This is a genomic window from Nonomuraea jiangxiensis (assembly GCF_900099965.1).
Lineage (GTDB): Bacteria > Actinomycetota > Actinomycetes > Streptosporangiales > Streptosporangiaceae > Nonomuraea > Nonomuraea jiangxiensis.
In genome coordinates this window covers 42,278-56,360 of record NZ_FNDJ01000020.1, presented here as the reverse complement: position 1 = coordinate 56,360, position 14,083 = coordinate 42,278, and the positions used below count along the sequence as shown (strand labels likewise).

Annotated in this window: 14 protein-coding genes; 8 read left to right on the top strand and 6 right to left on the bottom strand. The window is 70.8% G+C overall.

The window, feature by feature from the left end; translation table 11 throughout:
• Positions 1 to 4: 4 nt before the first annotated feature.
• The 5 genes from BLS95_RS36230 (at position 5) to BLS95_RS36210 (ending at position 6,387) form a co-directional block, all read left to right on the top strand.
• The gene (locus BLS95_RS36230) at positions 5 to 1,555 is read left to right on the top strand and encodes an NsdA family TPR-like regulatory protein (RefSeq protein ID WP_090942222.1); all 1,551 of its coding nucleotides are present in this window, start codon (positions 5 to 7) and stop codon (positions 1,553 to 1,555) included.
• The gene (locus tag BLS95_RS36225) at positions 1,552 to 2,040 is read left to right on the top strand and encodes a GNAT family N-acetyltransferase (protein ID WP_090942219.1); all 489 of its coding nucleotides are present in this window, start codon (positions 1,552 to 1,554) and stop codon (positions 2,038 to 2,040) included. The genes BLS95_RS36230 and BLS95_RS36225 overlap by 4 nt, the downstream gene beginning before the upstream one ends.
• A gap of 302 nt (positions 2,041 to 2,342) precedes the next feature.
• Positions 2,343 to 3,590 (top strand): DMT family transporter, encoded by a 1,248-nt coding sequence (locus BLS95_RS36220; protein ID WP_090942217.1) that lies wholly within the window; start codon positions 2,343 to 2,345, stop codon positions 3,588 to 3,590.
• Between the two features lie 274 nt (positions 3,591 to 3,864).
• The gene (locus tag BLS95_RS36215; protein WP_425434773.1) at positions 3,865 to 5,487 is read left to right on the top strand and encodes a tetratricopeptide repeat protein; all 1,623 of its coding nucleotides are present in this window, start codon (positions 3,865 to 3,867) and stop codon (positions 5,485 to 5,487) included.
• 120 nt (positions 5,488 to 5,607) lie between these two features.
• Positions 5,608 to 6,387, top strand: coding sequence for a hypothetical protein (locus BLS95_RS36210; protein ID WP_090942211.1), 780 nt, complete (start codon positions 5,608 to 5,610; stop codon positions 6,385 to 6,387).
• 12 nt (positions 6,388 to 6,399) lie between these two features.
• On the opposite strand, the gene BLS95_RS36205 is transcribed toward BLS95_RS36210, so the two are convergent.
• Both BLS95_RS36205 and BLS95_RS36200 read right to left on the bottom strand, forming a co-directional pair.
• Entirely contained in the window at positions 6,400 to 6,876 is a 477-nt protein-coding gene (locus BLS95_RS36205) for an NUDIX domain-containing protein (RefSeq protein ID WP_090942208.1), read from the bottom strand.
• A gap of 20 nt (positions 6,877 to 6,896) precedes the next feature.
• Positions 6,897 to 7,262 carry an ArsR/SmtB family transcription factor gene (locus BLS95_RS36200; protein WP_090942205.1) on the bottom strand — a complete coding sequence of 122 codons (366 nt, stop codon included), beginning with the start codon at positions 7,260 to 7,262 and terminating at the stop codon, positions 6,897 to 6,899.
• Positions 7,263 to 7,295: 33 nt separating this feature from the next.
• On the opposite strand from BLS95_RS36200, the gene BLS95_RS36195 reads away from it, so the two are divergent.
• The 3 genes from BLS95_RS36195 (at position 7,296) to purU (ending at position 10,172) form a co-directional block, all read left to right on the top strand.
• A complete protein-coding gene (locus tag BLS95_RS36195) occupies positions 7,296 to 8,177 on the top strand; it encodes an LLM class F420-dependent oxidoreductase (RefSeq protein ID WP_090942202.1) in 882 nt (293 codons plus the stop codon).
• Positions 8,178 to 8,222: 45 nt separating this feature from the next.
• Positions 8,223 to 9,179, top strand: coding sequence for an SDR family NAD(P)-dependent oxidoreductase (locus BLS95_RS36190; RefSeq protein WP_090942199.1), 957 nt, complete (start codon positions 8,223 to 8,225; stop codon positions 9,177 to 9,179).
• Positions 9,180 to 9,317: 138 nt separating this feature from the next.
• The gene (purU, locus tag BLS95_RS36185) at positions 9,318 to 10,172 is read left to right on the top strand and encodes a formyltetrahydrofolate deformylase (RefSeq protein ID WP_090942197.1); all 855 of its coding nucleotides are present in this window, start codon (positions 9,318 to 9,320) and stop codon (positions 10,170 to 10,172) included.
• 30 nt (positions 10,173 to 10,202) lie between these two features.
• Here purU and BLS95_RS36180 read toward each other — a convergent pair whose 3' ends face one another.
• Genes BLS95_RS36180 through BLS95_RS36165 form a run of 4 tightly spaced genes read right to left on the bottom strand, consistent with a single transcriptional unit; the run spans position 10,203 to position 13,825 of the window.
• Complete coding sequence (locus tag BLS95_RS36180) at positions 10,203 to 10,616, bottom strand: cupin domain-containing protein (protein WP_090942194.1); 414 nt, start codon at positions 10,614 to 10,616, stop codon at positions 10,203 to 10,205.
• A complete protein-coding gene (locus BLS95_RS36175) occupies positions 10,613 to 10,960 on the bottom strand; it encodes a VOC family protein (protein WP_090942191.1) in 348 nt (115 codons plus the stop codon). The genes BLS95_RS36180 and BLS95_RS36175 overlap by 4 nt, the downstream gene beginning before the upstream one ends.
• 5 nt (positions 10,961 to 10,965) lie before the next feature.
• On the bottom strand, positions 10,966 to 11,757 hold the full coding sequence (locus tag BLS95_RS36170; protein ID WP_090942188.1) for a helix-turn-helix domain-containing protein: 792 nt from the start codon (positions 11,755 to 11,757) through the stop codon (positions 10,966 to 10,968).
• A 10-nt stretch (positions 11,758 to 11,767) separates the two neighbouring features.
• Entirely contained in the window at positions 11,768 to 13,825 is a 2,058-nt protein-coding gene (locus BLS95_RS36165; protein WP_090942185.1) for a prolyl oligopeptidase family serine peptidase, read from the bottom strand.
• Between the last annotated feature and the right edge of the window lie 258 nt (positions 13,826 to 14,083).

The window sequence follows — 14,083 nt, the reverse complement described above, 5'->3', positions numbered from 1 at the left end:
CGGGATGTCCGGCAGACAGCACAGGGAGACGGAGATCGCCCGGCGCATCAGGGCCAAGGCCTTGGCAGCCGGGCGCACGTCGGCCCAGATAGCTGATGAGATCCATGAGACGTGCGCGTCCCAGTTCAACACGACCCGGATAAAGGCGCACCGCCTGGCCTTCGGGATCGCGCTGGCCGACGTGATCGAGCAGATCAGAGCCCTGTTCGAGCGCGACTCGAAACCGATGCCCGGCATCGGGGAGACCCTGCTCTCCGCCTACGAGAGCGGGCTCAAGCGCCCTGGGCCCGAATACCTGCACTACCTGTGCACCGTCTATCGGGTGGAGCCCGTCGCGCTGGGCTTCGACGGACCGTGCATCTGCGGCCACGGCCACCGGATGCCGGGGGTGCTGGCGACCGAGCGGGAGAAGCCGCTTCAGCCGACCGAGCGCGAGCTCGACCTCCAGCCGATGGTCACCGAGCCTGAGGCCCAGGAGGACGAAAACGTCCTGCGTCGCACGCTATTAAACTTGCTCAACACCGACACCAAGTTGTTGGAGCAGCTCGACGGGCCCGTGCTCGGCGCGTGCGAGGGCATCAGGCGCCGGATGGACGAGACGCTCGTCTCCGCCTCCGTGTCCGCCCAGATGCTCGACCAGTGGGAGGAGGCGACGGTCAGCTTCGGCCGTCAATACACCACGACGGCTCCGCTCAGGCTGCTGTGCGACGTGATGCTCGAGTTGAGCGCCGTACGCACGGCCATGTCCCGCCGCCAGCCCAACGATCTGCAGGACCGCCTGTGCAGGATGGCGGCGCAGCTCTCCGGGCTGAGTGGCATGATCATGATCAACCTGGGCGATCACCGGCTGGCCCGCTCGTTCTTCCGCACCGGGCGCATGGCGGCGGACGAGACGGGCGACCGCGCGCTCCGCGCGTGGATCTGCGCCCGCGAGTCGCTCGTCCCCCTCTACTTCGGCGACGCCCGCGAGGCGCTCACCCTGGCCAAGAAGAGCCGCGACCTGGCGGGGTCCACGCCGTGCCCGGCGCAGGCCATGGCACCGGTCGTCGAGGCCAGGGCGCTGGCCATGCTCTCCGGCACCGAGAGCAAGAAGGAGGTCGTCGACCAGGCCAAGCGCGCGCTCGCCCGGGCCCGCAACGCCTTCTCCAACATGAGGTCGGAGGACCAGGAGGACGTGGCCTTCGGCTACACCGAGCGGCAGCTCTACTTCTACCAGGGCGACGTGCTCACCAAGCTCGGCCAGACGCTCGAGGCCGAGGTGGTGCTCGACCAGGCGCTGACGAAATACGAGGACCACATCCTGGACCAGACGTTGATCCGGCTCGACCAGGCCCAGTGCCGCCTGATCGACGGCGACGTCACCGAGGCGCTGCGGATCGGCACGGCGGCCCTGCGCAAGGTGGGCGACGAATATCTGACCGACTTCATCGTGCGCCCCGCGCTGGCGCTCGAACAGGCGGTCATGGGACGCGACGCCCACCATCCAGGACTGGAAGATTACCGGGCCGAGTTGCGCCGGCCCAGGCAGCCCCAACCGAAAGGGGGCGGTGCATGAAGCTGAAGATCCGGCGCTATCGCTGGTCCGATCTCGACACCATCCTCGCACTCCATCGGATCTGCCTCGCCGAAGTGGGGCTGGTCCCCGGTGACGGCGTCTACTACGACGACGACTTCCCCCGCATCCAGGAGATCTACCTCGGCTGCGGCGGTGACTTCTTGGTGGGCGAGGTGGCCTCGCGGGTCGTCGCCATGGGCGGCCTGAAGCCCGTCGACACCAGGACCGCCGAGATCTGCAGGCTGCGGGTCCATGCGGGGTTCCGGCGGCGAGGCTTCGGCACGGCCATGCTGCTCGCGCTGGAGCGGCGCGCGGTGGAGCTCGGCTTCGAGAGCGTCAGGGGCGACACGACGCTCAACCAGGAGGCCGCCCTGGCGCTCTACGAACGCCAGGGCTGGCGCGAGCTCTCCCGGCACCAGGTGGGCGAGCTGACCGTCATCTGCGGGGAGAAGCGCCTGGTCCCCGGTGCGGTCATCAAGCTGTAACGACGACGTCCACGGCCCTGTCCTGACCCCCTCCTGGGGCCGCCGTCCCCGGCCTTCCCGGTGATCTTCTTCCCGGGTCCCGGCGTGACTCAGCCGCCGATTCCGCGTCGCGGAGAGTGGCGGGCCTCGTCCACGAGGCGGCTGAACTCCCTGGTGGACTTACAGGAAATCGCCGGTTCTGGCCTCCTCAGATAAGGATGTACGAACCTGCGGGTGAGGCTCTTACCACCGAGTTGTAGAGGAGCATCACCGGCTGCTGGCTGTACATCTACGGCTGCGAATAGTAGTGAGATGCTTTGGCCATGGCAGTCGTGCCCGCTCCCCGCCCCCTCTTGGGAGCCGTGCTTCTGTTGTTCGTCAGCGCCGCTTGGGGGTCAGCGTTCCCGCTGATGAAAGATCTCATCCGTCGGATGCCGGTAGAAGACCTGCTCGCTGAGCGTTACCTGCTCGCCGGCCTCACGTTGCTCCTCATCCGGCCGGGCAGCCTTCGGGGGCTTCCGCGAGAGACGTGGATCTACGGGGTCGTGCTGGGGCTCATGTTCGGGGTGGGGCAGACCGGTCAGGCCATCGCGCTGTACAGCCTGCCGTCGGCGGTGTCCGGGTTCGCGGTCGGGTGCAGCGTGGTGATCACCCCGATCCTGGCCTTGTTGGTGTTCAAGTCGAAGGTGCCGCGGCGGATCTGGGCAGGGGTGGTGCTCGCGCTGGCGGGCATGACCGCGTTCACGCTGATGCGCGGGGTGGAGGACGAGGCGATCTCGGTGATCGCGCTCCTGGTCACGCTCGCCGCCGCGGCGCTCTACGCGGGGCACACCCTGCTGCTGGCACACCTGAGCAAGGGCGGGAGCTTTCACGCCTACCCGCTGACCGTGATCCAGCTCTTCACCATCGGGGTGCTCACCGGGGGCGTCGCGGTGCGTGACGGGATCGAACTGCCCTCCGACGGGCCCGACTGGGCGATCCTGGCGCACCTGTCCGTGGTGTCGTGCGCGCTGGGGTTCCTGGCCCGCTCGTACGGGCAGGCGCACGTGGCCGCGGTGCCGAGCGCGATCCTGATGTCGTCGCAGCCCGTCTGGGTGGCCGCCATCGCGGTGATCTGGTTCCAGGAGCAGGTGGGCTGGAGCATGATCGTGGGCGGCGGCCTGATGGCCGCGGCGATGTTGCTCGCCGTCCCCGACCGCAGCGCCCAGGCCAAGCGGCGCCTGGGCCGTGACATCCATGCCATCGCCGGCCGCGCCGCCCTGGTCCTGGCCGGCCTGCGGCTCAAACGGGTGGACCCGCTGACGTTCGAGACCGGGCCGGCTCCCTACATCGCCAAGAGTGCCTGCGAGAACGTCAAGTCCTGCCCCTGGCACACCCGCTCGCTCAAGGGTGGAGGGGAGCCCAGCCTGGAGCGGCTGATCCAGCGGGCCACCGTCATCGTCCGCTCCAGGAACCTGCCGGGACCCGGCTGCTGCCAGTCGGTCACGCTGCTGGGGCGGTGCCTGTGCGAGCTGATGCAAGATTCCGGACGGCGCCGGACACCTTTGCACCGCTGGTTTCGCTCCCAGTAGGTTAGAAATACACAACAAACGGCAAGGGCATATTATCCCTTAACCTCCCACTAATTCGCCACAAAGCTTGATATTCGGTGTGGTGAATCAATAATGGTTAATTGCCCCTAGTGGAGAGGTACATCATGAAGCGCATCATTGTCCGCAAGCCTGGCACCGCGAGGCTGGCCGGGACCTCCAGCGTCATTCACAAGGGGTGACTGAGGCGAGGTCCCACCTCAGAGTTCAGGGTGAACCACCTGCCCGATGGGGGGCCGCGCGGCTGCTGATGCCGTTGATCGACGGACATCGCCGGCCACGCGGCCCCTACACTGTCGCCGCCGCTCTGCTGCGCCACCTGGTGCCGGTGGCCTTGGAGCGATCCGGTGACCTGGTGGCGGCCCACGACATCGAGATCCTGGCGGCCGCCCCCGAACTGTCCGGCCTCGTGCCGGCCACGCGGGTCACGATCGACGCGAGCCTGCCGGACGACGAGCGCATCCTGGTGCCCGCGCCCCGCCGTACGCTGCGGCTGGCCAACGGGCTCACGGAGTTCGTCCGCGACGCCGTGCCGGCGGGGTGCGCGCTCGCGGTGTGCAACGTCGCCGCCGCCGACCCGACGGACACCGAGCTGCTGGACGTCATGACACGCCGCATCCCGCCCGCGACCCTCACGGTCATGCTGTACTCGGATGGCCCCGAGCACCCGCTGGACACCCGTGACGCGGACGAGCTGTGGGCCGTGGTGGACCGGTGCGTACGCGAGGGCTTCCTGCATGCCGTCGTGGAGCTCGGGGAGCACGGCATGGCTCGCACCGAGCCGGGCGGCCGCCGCTGGTGGCGCTTCGCCCAGCGCACCGCGACCGCGCTCGGCGGCCTGGGGCGCGTCGAGGAGGCGCGCGCGTTGTGGGACCGGGTGCGCGGGGTCAGCCAGGACCCGGCGATGCACGCCGCGAGCGCGTACGGGACCGCCATGCTCGACGCCCGCCACCCCGACCCCGCCCGTCGCGACCTGGTCAGGGCCCGGGCCTGGATCAACGAGGCCATCGCCATCTCCGGCATCCTGCCAGAGCCCTTGGAACGGGCCTTCAAGCTCGGCTTCGACCGCAACGGCCTGGCGCTGATCGAGCTGCGGCAGGGGCGGCTGGACGCCGCGCTGGCGCTGGTCGAGTCGGCCATCGAGCTGGCCGGCGAGCTGGGGGAGCGCCATCCGCAGCACCGCATGGTGCTGCTGGCCAACCGGGCCCAGCTGCTGGTCGCGCTGGGGGGCACCAAGGAGGCGCTGGAGGACTACACGGCCGCCATCGCCCTGGACCCCGCCTTCCCCGACTACTACCTGGAACGCGGGAACCTGCTGTTCAGGCTGGGACTGCACGAGGAGGCGCTGGCCGACTTCGAGCGGGCCATGCGGGCCGGGCCGCCGCTGCCCGAGGCGTACTACAACCGGGCGGAGCTGCTCACCGAGCGCGGGGAGGCCGACGAGGCGCTGGCCGACCTGGGCCGGGTGATCGAGCTGGACCCGTCCTTCCTGGACGCCTACATCAACCGCGCCGGGCTGCTGGCCTCCGTCGAGCGGGACGAGGAGGCCAGGGCCGACGTCACGACCGGGCTTGCGCTGGCGCCCGGCAACCCGCACCTGCTCACGGTGCTGGGCCAGGTGGAGACGGCGGCGGGCCGGTTCGCCGAGGCCGAGGCGGCGCTGGACGAGGCCGTGGGCTCCGCGCCCCGGCTGGCGGCCGCCTGGGGCAACCGGGGCGTGCTGCGGTACTCCTCCGGCGACCTGGAAGGCGCGGTCGAGGACCTGACCCGGGCCATCGACCTCCAGCCGCAGGGCGACCTGTACGCCAACCGGGCCGTCGCCCTGCGGGCGCTGGGCCGCGACGCCGAGGCCGAGGCCGACGAGCACCGCGCCACCTGACTGCCGGGCTGGCGCGGATGTCTCGTATGCGGGGCTTCGGACCGGTGCCCGGCGAACCGCCGCCCGCGGAATGGCACGAAGCGTGCTGGGGGAGTGCTCCTGAGGTCTACGGTGAGGGGCGTGAGGTTCAACGAGCTGCTCGACGGTCTTGATCCGAGCGCGAGCGTCCAGGCCGCGGGCATCAGGCGCGGCTACGGCGGGCCGCCGGCCCGCGCCGTGAACGTGCGCTCCGGGCTCGCGCGGCTGCGCTGCGCCTCCCTGCTCAAGCCGCTTTACGCCTGGGTGAGCGCGGCCCGCATCCCGGACGCCGACCGGTGGCGCCGCCATGCCGAGCCCGCGGTGGTCGTCTCCTCCAACACCGACACGCTCAGCCTGTGGCTCGCCGTCGGCCCGCGCGTCATCCTCGACGACCTGCACCACCGCACCGGCGTCGCCTGGGCGCCACCGAACGGTGACCCGTCCCGGTTCGGCTCGGTGGAGGTGGCGGCCGAGGAGGTGGCGACCGCCTACACGGTGCTGGCCCAGGCCGCCGCCGCCGGTGACCCGGTCGCGGGGACCGTACTGGAGTGGATGCGCCAGGTCGGCGCCGCGCAGGCGTTCGGTGTCAGGGAGGCGATCGGGTCGCCGCCTGCCGCGATCAAGTGCGGCTGGTACGGCGCGCCCGACGAGACCTGCCTGCGTACGCATGCCGTGGCCGTGCTGCCCCGGGGCGGCACCCGGGCGACCGTGGTGGTCGGGATGACCGCGCTGCCCTACACCGACCCGCGCGAACGCGAGACCTACCAGGAGAAGATCGCCACGGGGCTGTCGGTGGAGGCCGAGCACGAGAAGGTGGCAGGGACGCTGCTGCGCGGGCTGATGACCACGACGCTCACCGAGCTGGGCCACCGCCGCGGCTGACGCCATGAGGGGCTACGGGGTCGCCCCTGCGGCCGGGCCCGCCGTGAGGGCCGCCACGACGGCGGCCAGGTCCGGTGGCTCGACGGCGGCGGGCAACTCCTCGGCCCACTCATAGCCGAGGTAGGCCAGGCGTTCCTCCTCGGTCAGCTCGCCCGGATCCACCGCGGGGCGCGGCTCGTCGAACCTGGCGAGGAAGAACGGCTCGGTCTTGACGTAACGGACGCCGAGCCACCAGAAGTCCCGCCGGACCTCCACGAACCGCTCTCGCACCGCCGAGCCCGGCAACCCGGTCTCCTCGGTCAGCTCCCGCCGGGCCGCCTCCAGCGCGGTCTCGCCGGGGTCGATCCCGCCGCCCGGCGGCTCCCAGAGGTCCTTACGGGCGATCTGGTCGTACCAGTGCATGAGCAGCACCCTGCCGTCGCGGTCCAGGCAGACGACACGCGCGGCGGGCCGGTCGGTGCCGGCCGCGGGCTCTTCCGGCTCGGTCATGAGAAGGACACTAACCGCGATCACCCGGCAGGGGGCTCGCCTTCCTCGGAGAAGACCAGGGCGAGCAGGCCGGGGAAGCGGTCGTCGAACTCGGCCCGGCGCAGCCGGTTGAGCCGGCGTGAGCCCTCGTCGCGCTGTTCGAGCAGGCCGGCGTTGCGCAGGACCGAGAAGTGGTGGCTGAGCGTGGACTTGGCCACGCGCAGGTGGGTGAACGTGCCGCACGGCCGCGACCAGTCGGGCACCCCGGCCAGCTCGCGCACGATCCGGCGGCGCACCGGGTCGCTCAGCGCGTCGAGGGCGGCCTGGAAGGGTACGTCGACGGGTGACGCATGAGTCAGGCCGCGTGTCCTGTTCGATGATGGTCGAACCTTCGGGTACTGTTCCATCTCAATCGAACATTCTACGTGAGGGGAGCGGCCGTGGACCTCGGGCGCGTCGGAGTGTGGCATCCAGGCGTCGGCAGGGCGCCCGCCGCGGAAGTGCGGCAGGCGGCGGCCCGGATCGAGGAGTTGGGCTACGGCTCGCTCTGGGGCAGCGAGGGCTGGGGCAGCAAGGATCCGCTCGTCACGGCCGCGATCATGCTGGCGGCCACCCGGCGCATCGTCGTCGGCACCGGCATCGCCAGCCTCTGGGCCAGGGACGCCATGTCCATGGCCGGCGGGGCGGTCGCGCTGGCGGACGCCTACCCGGAGCGCTTCCTGCTGGGGATCGGCGTCAGTCACGCCACGCTGGTCTCCACCCGGGGCCATGACTACACCAAGCCGCTGACCACGACGCGCTCCTATCTGGAGGCCATGGATCAGGCGGAGAAGCTCCTGCCCAGGCCAAGGCCGCCACGGGTGCTGGCGGCCCTGCGGCCCAAGATGCTGGAGCTCTCCCGGGACCGCGCGGACGGCGCCCACACCTATTTCGTGCCCCCGGAGCACACCGCCCAGGCCCGCCGGATCCTCGGCCCCGGCCGCCTGCTGATCCCGGAGCAGGCCGTGGTGCTCGAGTCCGACCCCGCCAAGGCCCGCGAGATCGCCCGTACGCACACGGCGATCTATCTGACCCTGCCCAACTACCTCAACAACCTGCGCACGCTCGGTTTCACGGACGACGACTTCGCCGACGGCGGCAGCGACCGCCTCATCGACACCATCGTGGCCTGGGGCGGCCAAGAGGCCGTCACCGCCCGGGTCCGCGCCCACCTCGACGCGGGCGCCGACCACGTGGTCATCCAGCCCCTGTCCCCGGACGGCCCGGACCTCGCCGACGCCGTCGCCCAGCTCACCACGCTGGCCGCCCCTCTCGGCCTGTGATCCCCGGCTTGACCTGGAGCGGACTCCAGTTCGTAGGTTGAGATCATGACAACACCACAACACCGCACGGATTCGGGGTTCGGCGCCCGGAGCACGGCCGACGACGTGCTCCGGGGCATCGACCTGTCCGGGAAGCTGGCGATCGTCACCGGCGGCTACTCCGGCCTCGGGCTGGCGACCACGCGGGCGCTGGCCGGGGCGGGCGCGCACGTCGTCGTGCCCGCCCGCCGCCCGGAGGCCGCCAAGGAGGCGGTCGGCGACCTGGCGGGGGTCGAGATCGACGAGCTCGACCTGGCCGACCTCGACAGCGTGCGCCGCTTCGCCGAGCGGTTCCTGGCCACCGGCCGGAGCGTGGAGATCGTCATCAACAACGCCGGGATCATGGCGGCTCCGGAGACACGGGTGGGTCCCGGCTGGGAGGCCCAGTTCGCCACCAACCACCTCGGCCACTACGCGCTGGTCAACCGCCTGTGGCCGGCCGTCGCCCGGGGCCGGGGCCGGGTCGTGTCCGTCTCGTCCGGGGGACACCATATCTCGGACATCCGCTGGGACGACCCGCACTTCGAGCGCGGCTACGACAAGTGGCAGGCCTACGGGCAGGCCAAGACCGCGAACATCCTGTTCGCCGTGCGGCTCGACGAGCTCGGCCGGGAGGCGGGGGTGCGCGCGTTCTCGGTGCACCCCGGGTCCATCCTCACCCCGCTGCAACGCCACCTCGCCAAGGAGGAGATGGTCGCCGCGGGCTGGATCGACGAGGAGGGCAACGGGATCGACCCCTCGTTCAAGACGCCCGAGCAGGGCGCGGCCACGCAGGTGTGGGCGGCGACCGCGCCACGGCTGGCGGGCATGGGCGGCGTCTACTGCGTGGACTGCGACATCGCCGAGCCGGCCACGGAGGGGTCGCGGTCGGGGGTGCGCGACTACGCGATCGACCCCGCGCGGGCGGCCCGCCTGTGGACGTTGTCGGCCGAGCTCACCGGCGTCGACGCCTTCGCCCGCTGAGCGCCACCCGGCACGTCGTGCGGCCGAACCCGGGTCACGCCCGCCACCCGGCGAGTACGCTCATCCCCACCGGCGATCCGCATCCTGCCCGGATCGGCCGCGAGCCGCCCGACGATCACCGCGCGAGAGTGTGAAGGCATGACCAGTCCCGCCGAGTACATCCTGACCCTGTCCTGCCCCGACCGCCCCGGCGTGGTGGCGGCCGTCTCCGGCCTGCTGGCCGGGCACGGCTGCAACATCATCGAGAGCCGGCAGTTCGGCGACCGGATCGAGCGGCGCTTCTTCATGCGCGTGCAGTTCGCGGGGCTCCTCGGCGAGGACGAGCTCAACAACGCCTTCGCCGCGCTCGCCCCGGACTTCGCCATGGAGTTCAGGCTGCGCGACGTGGCCAGGAAGCCGCGGGTGCTCATCATGGTCAGCAAGTTCGACCACTGCCTGAACGACCTGCTCTACCGCGTCAGGTCCAAGGCCCTCGACATCGAGATCGTCGCGGTCGCGTCCAACCATCCCGACCTGCGGCCGCTCACGCAGTCGTACGGGATCGACTACCACCACCTGCCGATCACCCCCGATACGAAGGCCAGGCAGGAGGCCGAGGTGCTGGCACTGGTGGAGCACTATCAGGTGGACCTGGTGGTACTGGCCCGCTACATGCAGGTGCTCTCCGAGGGCCTGTGCGAGAAGCTGACGGGGCGGGCCATCAACATCCACCACTCGTTCCTGCCGTCGTTCAAGGGCGCCAGGCCCTACCACCAGGCCCACCAGCGTGGCGTCAAGCTCATCGGCGCCACGGCCCACTACGTGACCTCCGACCTGGACGAGGGGCCGATCATCGAGCAGGAGGTGGCCCGGGTCGACCACAGCCACTCGCCCGAGGACCTGGTCTCGATCGGGCGGGACGTGGAGTGCGTGGCGCTGGCGCGGGCGGTCAAGTGGCACGCCGAGCAGCGCGTGCTGCTCGACGGCCACAAGACCGTCGTCTTCCCGCGCTGACATCGCGGGCCCCGGTTCGTGACCGGCCGGTCACGTGGCCCACAGGTCCGGCAGATACTCGCAGTCGTAGCGCCGGAACAGCTCCCGCAGCCGCTCGTCCGAGCGGTCGGGCGCCGCGTGGTACTCCTCGATCAGCCGCAGCGTGCCCGGCGACATGATCACCAGGTAGCGGGCGGGCCTGGAGGCGGGGTTCCAGAAGGTGTGCGGCACGCCGGCCGGGCCGAGCACCGCCGTCCCCGCCGCGGCCTCGACCTCCTCCTCGCCCCGGCGGATCCGGAGCACGCCTTCGAGCACGTACCAGATCTCGTCGTCGCGCAGGTGGCGGTGCGGGACCGCGATGAAGCCGGTGGAGGTGCCGGGGTCGGTCCACTCCGCGACCAGGAACGCGCCGTCCGCCCGCCCGACCGTGCGGCCGAGCAGGGGGTCGGCCCTGATCAGGCTCATGGGCGGTATGTTCCGAAGTACCAGAGGTTGCCCTGCGGGTCCTTGCAGGCGTACTCGCGAGATCCGTAGGACTGGTCGGCCAGACCCATGGTGATCACGGCCCCCGCGGCCCTGGCGTGATCGTGATGGGCGTCGGGGTCGTCGACGGCGACGTAGATTCCCGGCCCGCCAGGCGCCCCCTGGCCGAGCATGATCAGGTCGTCGCCGGCCAGCAGCTCGGCGTGTTGGACGACGCCGTCGTCGTTCTTGTGCACCTCGTGGAGCCGGAAGCCGAACGCGCTGGTCAGGAAGTCGATCGCGGCCTGGCAGTCCGGATAGCGGGCTAGTGCGTAGACGGTTCGCATGGACTTCAGGATGCCTGACGGGCCCCCGCGGGTCTTGGATATATCTGACCGGGCGTCGTGTCGCCGAGCACCCGGAACTCGCGGTTCATGTGCGCCTGGTCGTAGAAGCCGCACTCGGCCGCCACCCGCGCGATCGGGATGCCCGAGCGCAGCAGCCGCGTCGCCCGGTCGAACCTGATCACCCGGGCGGCCGTCTTGGGTGGCAGCCCGATCTGGTCCTGGAAGCGGGCGACGAGATGGCGGTGGCTCCACCCGAGGGAGTCGGCCAGGTCCGACGCGCTGATCCGGCCGCCCGACTCCAGCAGGCGGGCCCATGCCCAGGGCAGCTCGGGGCCGAGGGCGGGCCCGGCGAGGATGCGCTCGCTCAGCAGACGGTCGGTCAGCGCCAGCCGGTCCGGCCACGACGGTATCCCGGCCAGCCGGTCCACCACCGTCTCGCTCCACGGGCCGAGCAGGTCGCCGACCGGGACGACGAGGTTCGTCAGGTGGCGCATCGGCAGGCCGTACAGCCTCCTGGCCCCGAACGGCGTGAGCCGCACCTCCACGCCCTCGCTCGGCCCCGCCGCGCGCGTGGCGGTGAAGCGGTCGCCGAGCCCGCCGGAGAACGCCGTGACCCGCTGCCCGGCCACCTCCATCGGCGCGCCGAACGCCAGGATGAGCACGGACCCGGGGATCGCGGCCTGCGACCGGGCCACGGGCGAGGAGTAGTCCTCGCGGTAGGCGCACAGCCGCGTCACGTAGGGCCGCAACGCAGCGCTGGGGATGGCATCCATCATGGCCAGCCCCAGCGTGCTCATGTCGCCGAGACTACAGCCCGGTGTGCCGCGCGAGGAAGGTGAGCGTGTCGGCGGACAGGTCGACGCTCCTGCTCACCGAACGTGCCCCGTGCCCCACCTCGGTCTCGTTGCGGAGCAACACGGGACGGCCGGACGTGGAGGCGTGCTGCAGCGCCGCGCACATCTTCCACGCGTGCAGCGGGTGCACGCGGGTGTCGGACTGGAAGACGGTGAAGAGCGTCGCCGGGTAGGCCACCGACTCGGTGACGTGGTGGTAGGGCGAGTAGGCGTGCAGCCAGCGGAACTGCTCGGGGTCCTCGGCCGAGCCGTATTCGACGTTCCAGGTGGCGCCGAGCCCGAACAGCTCGTATCTCACCATGTCGAGCAGCGGCGCGGAGCAGGTGACCGCGGCGTAGAGCTCGGGACGCTGCGTCAGCGCGGCGCCCACCAGCAGGCCGCCGTTGGAGCCGCCGGAGATGCCCAGTTGCTCGGGCGTGGTCACGCCGGTGGCGATGAGGTGCTCGGCGGCGGAGTGGAAGTCGTCGAACACGTTCTGCTTGTTGGCCAGCATGCCCGCGCGGTGCCAGTCCTCGCCCTCCTCGCCGCCGCCGCGCAGGTTGGCGATGGCGTAGACGCCGCCGGCCTCCACCCAGGCCAGCACCGTGGCCGAGAAGCCCGGGGTCATCGACAGGCCGAAGCCGCCGTAGCCGTACAGGATCGTGGGGCGTGGCCCCGGCTTGTCGTCGGCGGGAGCGATGACCAGCATGCGGACGTCCGTGCCGTCCTTGGACTGGTAGACCACCTGCGAGGTGCGCACCGCGGGCACCTCGATCGCGCCGGGGGAGCTCGCCCAGAGCGTGGTCTCGCCGGTCCTGGCGTCATAGCGCTGGATGGTGGGCGGCGTGGTGTTGTCGGTGTAGCCGAACCACGCCTCGTGGCCGCCCTCCGGACGCTCGGAGAGGCCGCCGATCGTGCCCAGCCCCGGCACGGGCACCTCGCCCACGCGCTCGCCCGTCTCCAGGTCGTGCACGGTGATCTCGCTGATCGCGTGGCGGGTCCAGCCCACCAGCATGACCGGGCGTTCGAGATCGTCCAGGATCGCGAAGTCGCTCAGCACCGCCTCGGGGTCCTCGGGGATCAGGTCACGCCAGGTCTCGAAGCCCGGCTCGGCCGGGTCGGTGACGCACACCCTGGCCCGCGACGCGTCCCGGTCGGTGTGCACGTAGAGCCTGCCGTCACGGCCGAACACCAGCCCGGACTGCGCGTCCACGCCCTCCTGCACGACCTTGAGGTCCGGCCGGTCGATGGGGGAGGCGGTCAGGTCGGCCAGCCAGACGTCGTTGCGCGGCGCGGTGCCCTCGTGCGCCGTCACCTGCAGCCAGCGGCCGTCGCGCGACACCCCGACGCCGTAGTAGTTGGTCATCTTCAGGCCCTGCCCGAAGATCATCACGTCTTCCTCGGTGGAGCTGCCCACGTAGTGCAGGTAGACGCGGCGGTGGAACTGCGCCTCGTTCTCGGGGAGCTCGGTGCTCGGCAGGCGGCGTACGTAGTAGAATGCCTCGCCACCAGGAAGCCAGGCGATGGGCGAATACCGGCAGCGGTCGATCGGCCCCTCGACGCGCAAACCTGTAGTGACATCCATCACATACAGGACCGACTCCTCGTTGCCGCCCACCGAGATCTGGTAGGCCAGCAGGCGCCCCTCCTTGTCGGGCTGGACCGCGTCGAGCGTGGTCAGGCCGGACGGGTCGAGCTCCATCGGGTCGATCAGCGCCCGCTCGGTGCCGTCGGCCTCGACGACGTAGTAGACCGCGTGCTCCTGGTCCGGCAGGCGCCGGGAGAAGAAGTGCCGATCGCCGCGCCACGTCGGGGCGCCCACGCTGCCGGATCTGAGCAACTCGGCGATGCGGCTCTTGAACCGCTGCGGCCCGCGCTGCCGGGCGAACAGCTCGGTCTGTGCGAGCAGCCATCCCTTCGTCTCCGGGCTGTTGGGATCCTCGAGCCATCGGTAGGGATCTGGCACAGGCGTTTCGTGCAGAACGTCGACGGTGTTTTCGCGGCGTGCTGTCGGGTACTCCACTGGCGTCATGCAGGAACCCTACTGCCAATGAGTATGCGTAAAGCCCTGGTGAAGTGGGCATAAAGCGTATCGTGCGTCCCTCTAGTCATTCCGGCTGGAGGTTTTGGGGTGGCGGGGACCACGGTGCAAACGCCAGACTTGGTGACAGGACGGTGCCGTGGTGACCATCCGCTGGACCGTCCGGCGGAGGTCCACGTGACGGAAGCACAAGTGCCCCAGGAGGGGCCGACAGTTGGGACATGCCACGGCATGTCCCCTTTGATACGC

What these genes read in the sequence shown, in the direction of transcription:
- BLS95_RS36200 (WP_090942205.1), bottom strand. Translation starts at nt 7,262, where the DNA reads ATGGAACAGTACCCGAAGGTTCGACCATCATCGAACAGGACACGCGGC.
- purU (WP_090942197.1), top strand. Translation starts at nt 9,318, where the DNA reads ATGACCAGTCCCGCCGAGTACATCCTGACCCTGTCCTGCCCCGACCGC.
- BLS95_RS36205 (WP_090942208.1), bottom strand. Translation starts at nt 6,876, where the DNA reads ATGACCGAGCCGGAAGAGCCCGCGGCCGGCACCGACCGGCCCGCCGCG.
- BLS95_RS36170 (WP_090942188.1), bottom strand. Translation starts at nt 11,757, where the DNA reads ATGAGCACGCTGGGGCTGGCCATGATGGATGCCATCCCCAGCGCTGCG.
- BLS95_RS36225 (WP_090942219.1), top strand. Translation starts at nt 1,552, where the DNA reads ATGAAGCTGAAGATCCGGCGCTATCGCTGGTCCGATCTCGACACCATC.
- BLS95_RS36175 (WP_090942191.1), bottom strand. Translation starts at nt 10,960, where the DNA reads ATGCGAACCGTCTACGCACTAGCCCGCTATCCGGACTGCCAGGCCGCG.
- BLS95_RS36190 (WP_090942199.1), top strand. Translation starts at nt 8,223, where the DNA reads ATGACAACACCACAACACCGCACGGATTCGGGGTTCGGCGCCCGGAGC.
- BLS95_RS36220 (WP_090942217.1), top strand. Translation starts at nt 2,343, where the DNA reads ATGGCAGTCGTGCCCGCTCCCCGCCCCCTCTTGGGAGCCGTGCTTCTG.
- BLS95_RS36165 (WP_090942185.1), bottom strand. Translation starts at nt 13,825, where the DNA reads ATGACGCCAGTGGAGTACCCGACAGCACGCCGCGAAAACACCGTCGAC.
- BLS95_RS36180 (WP_090942194.1), bottom strand. Translation starts at nt 10,616, where the DNA reads ATGAGCCTGATCAGGGCCGACCCCCTGCTCGGCCGCACGGTCGGGCGG.
- BLS95_RS36230 (WP_090942222.1), top strand. Translation starts at nt 5, where the DNA reads ATGTCCGGCAGACAGCACAGGGAGACGGAGATCGCCCGGCGCATCAGG.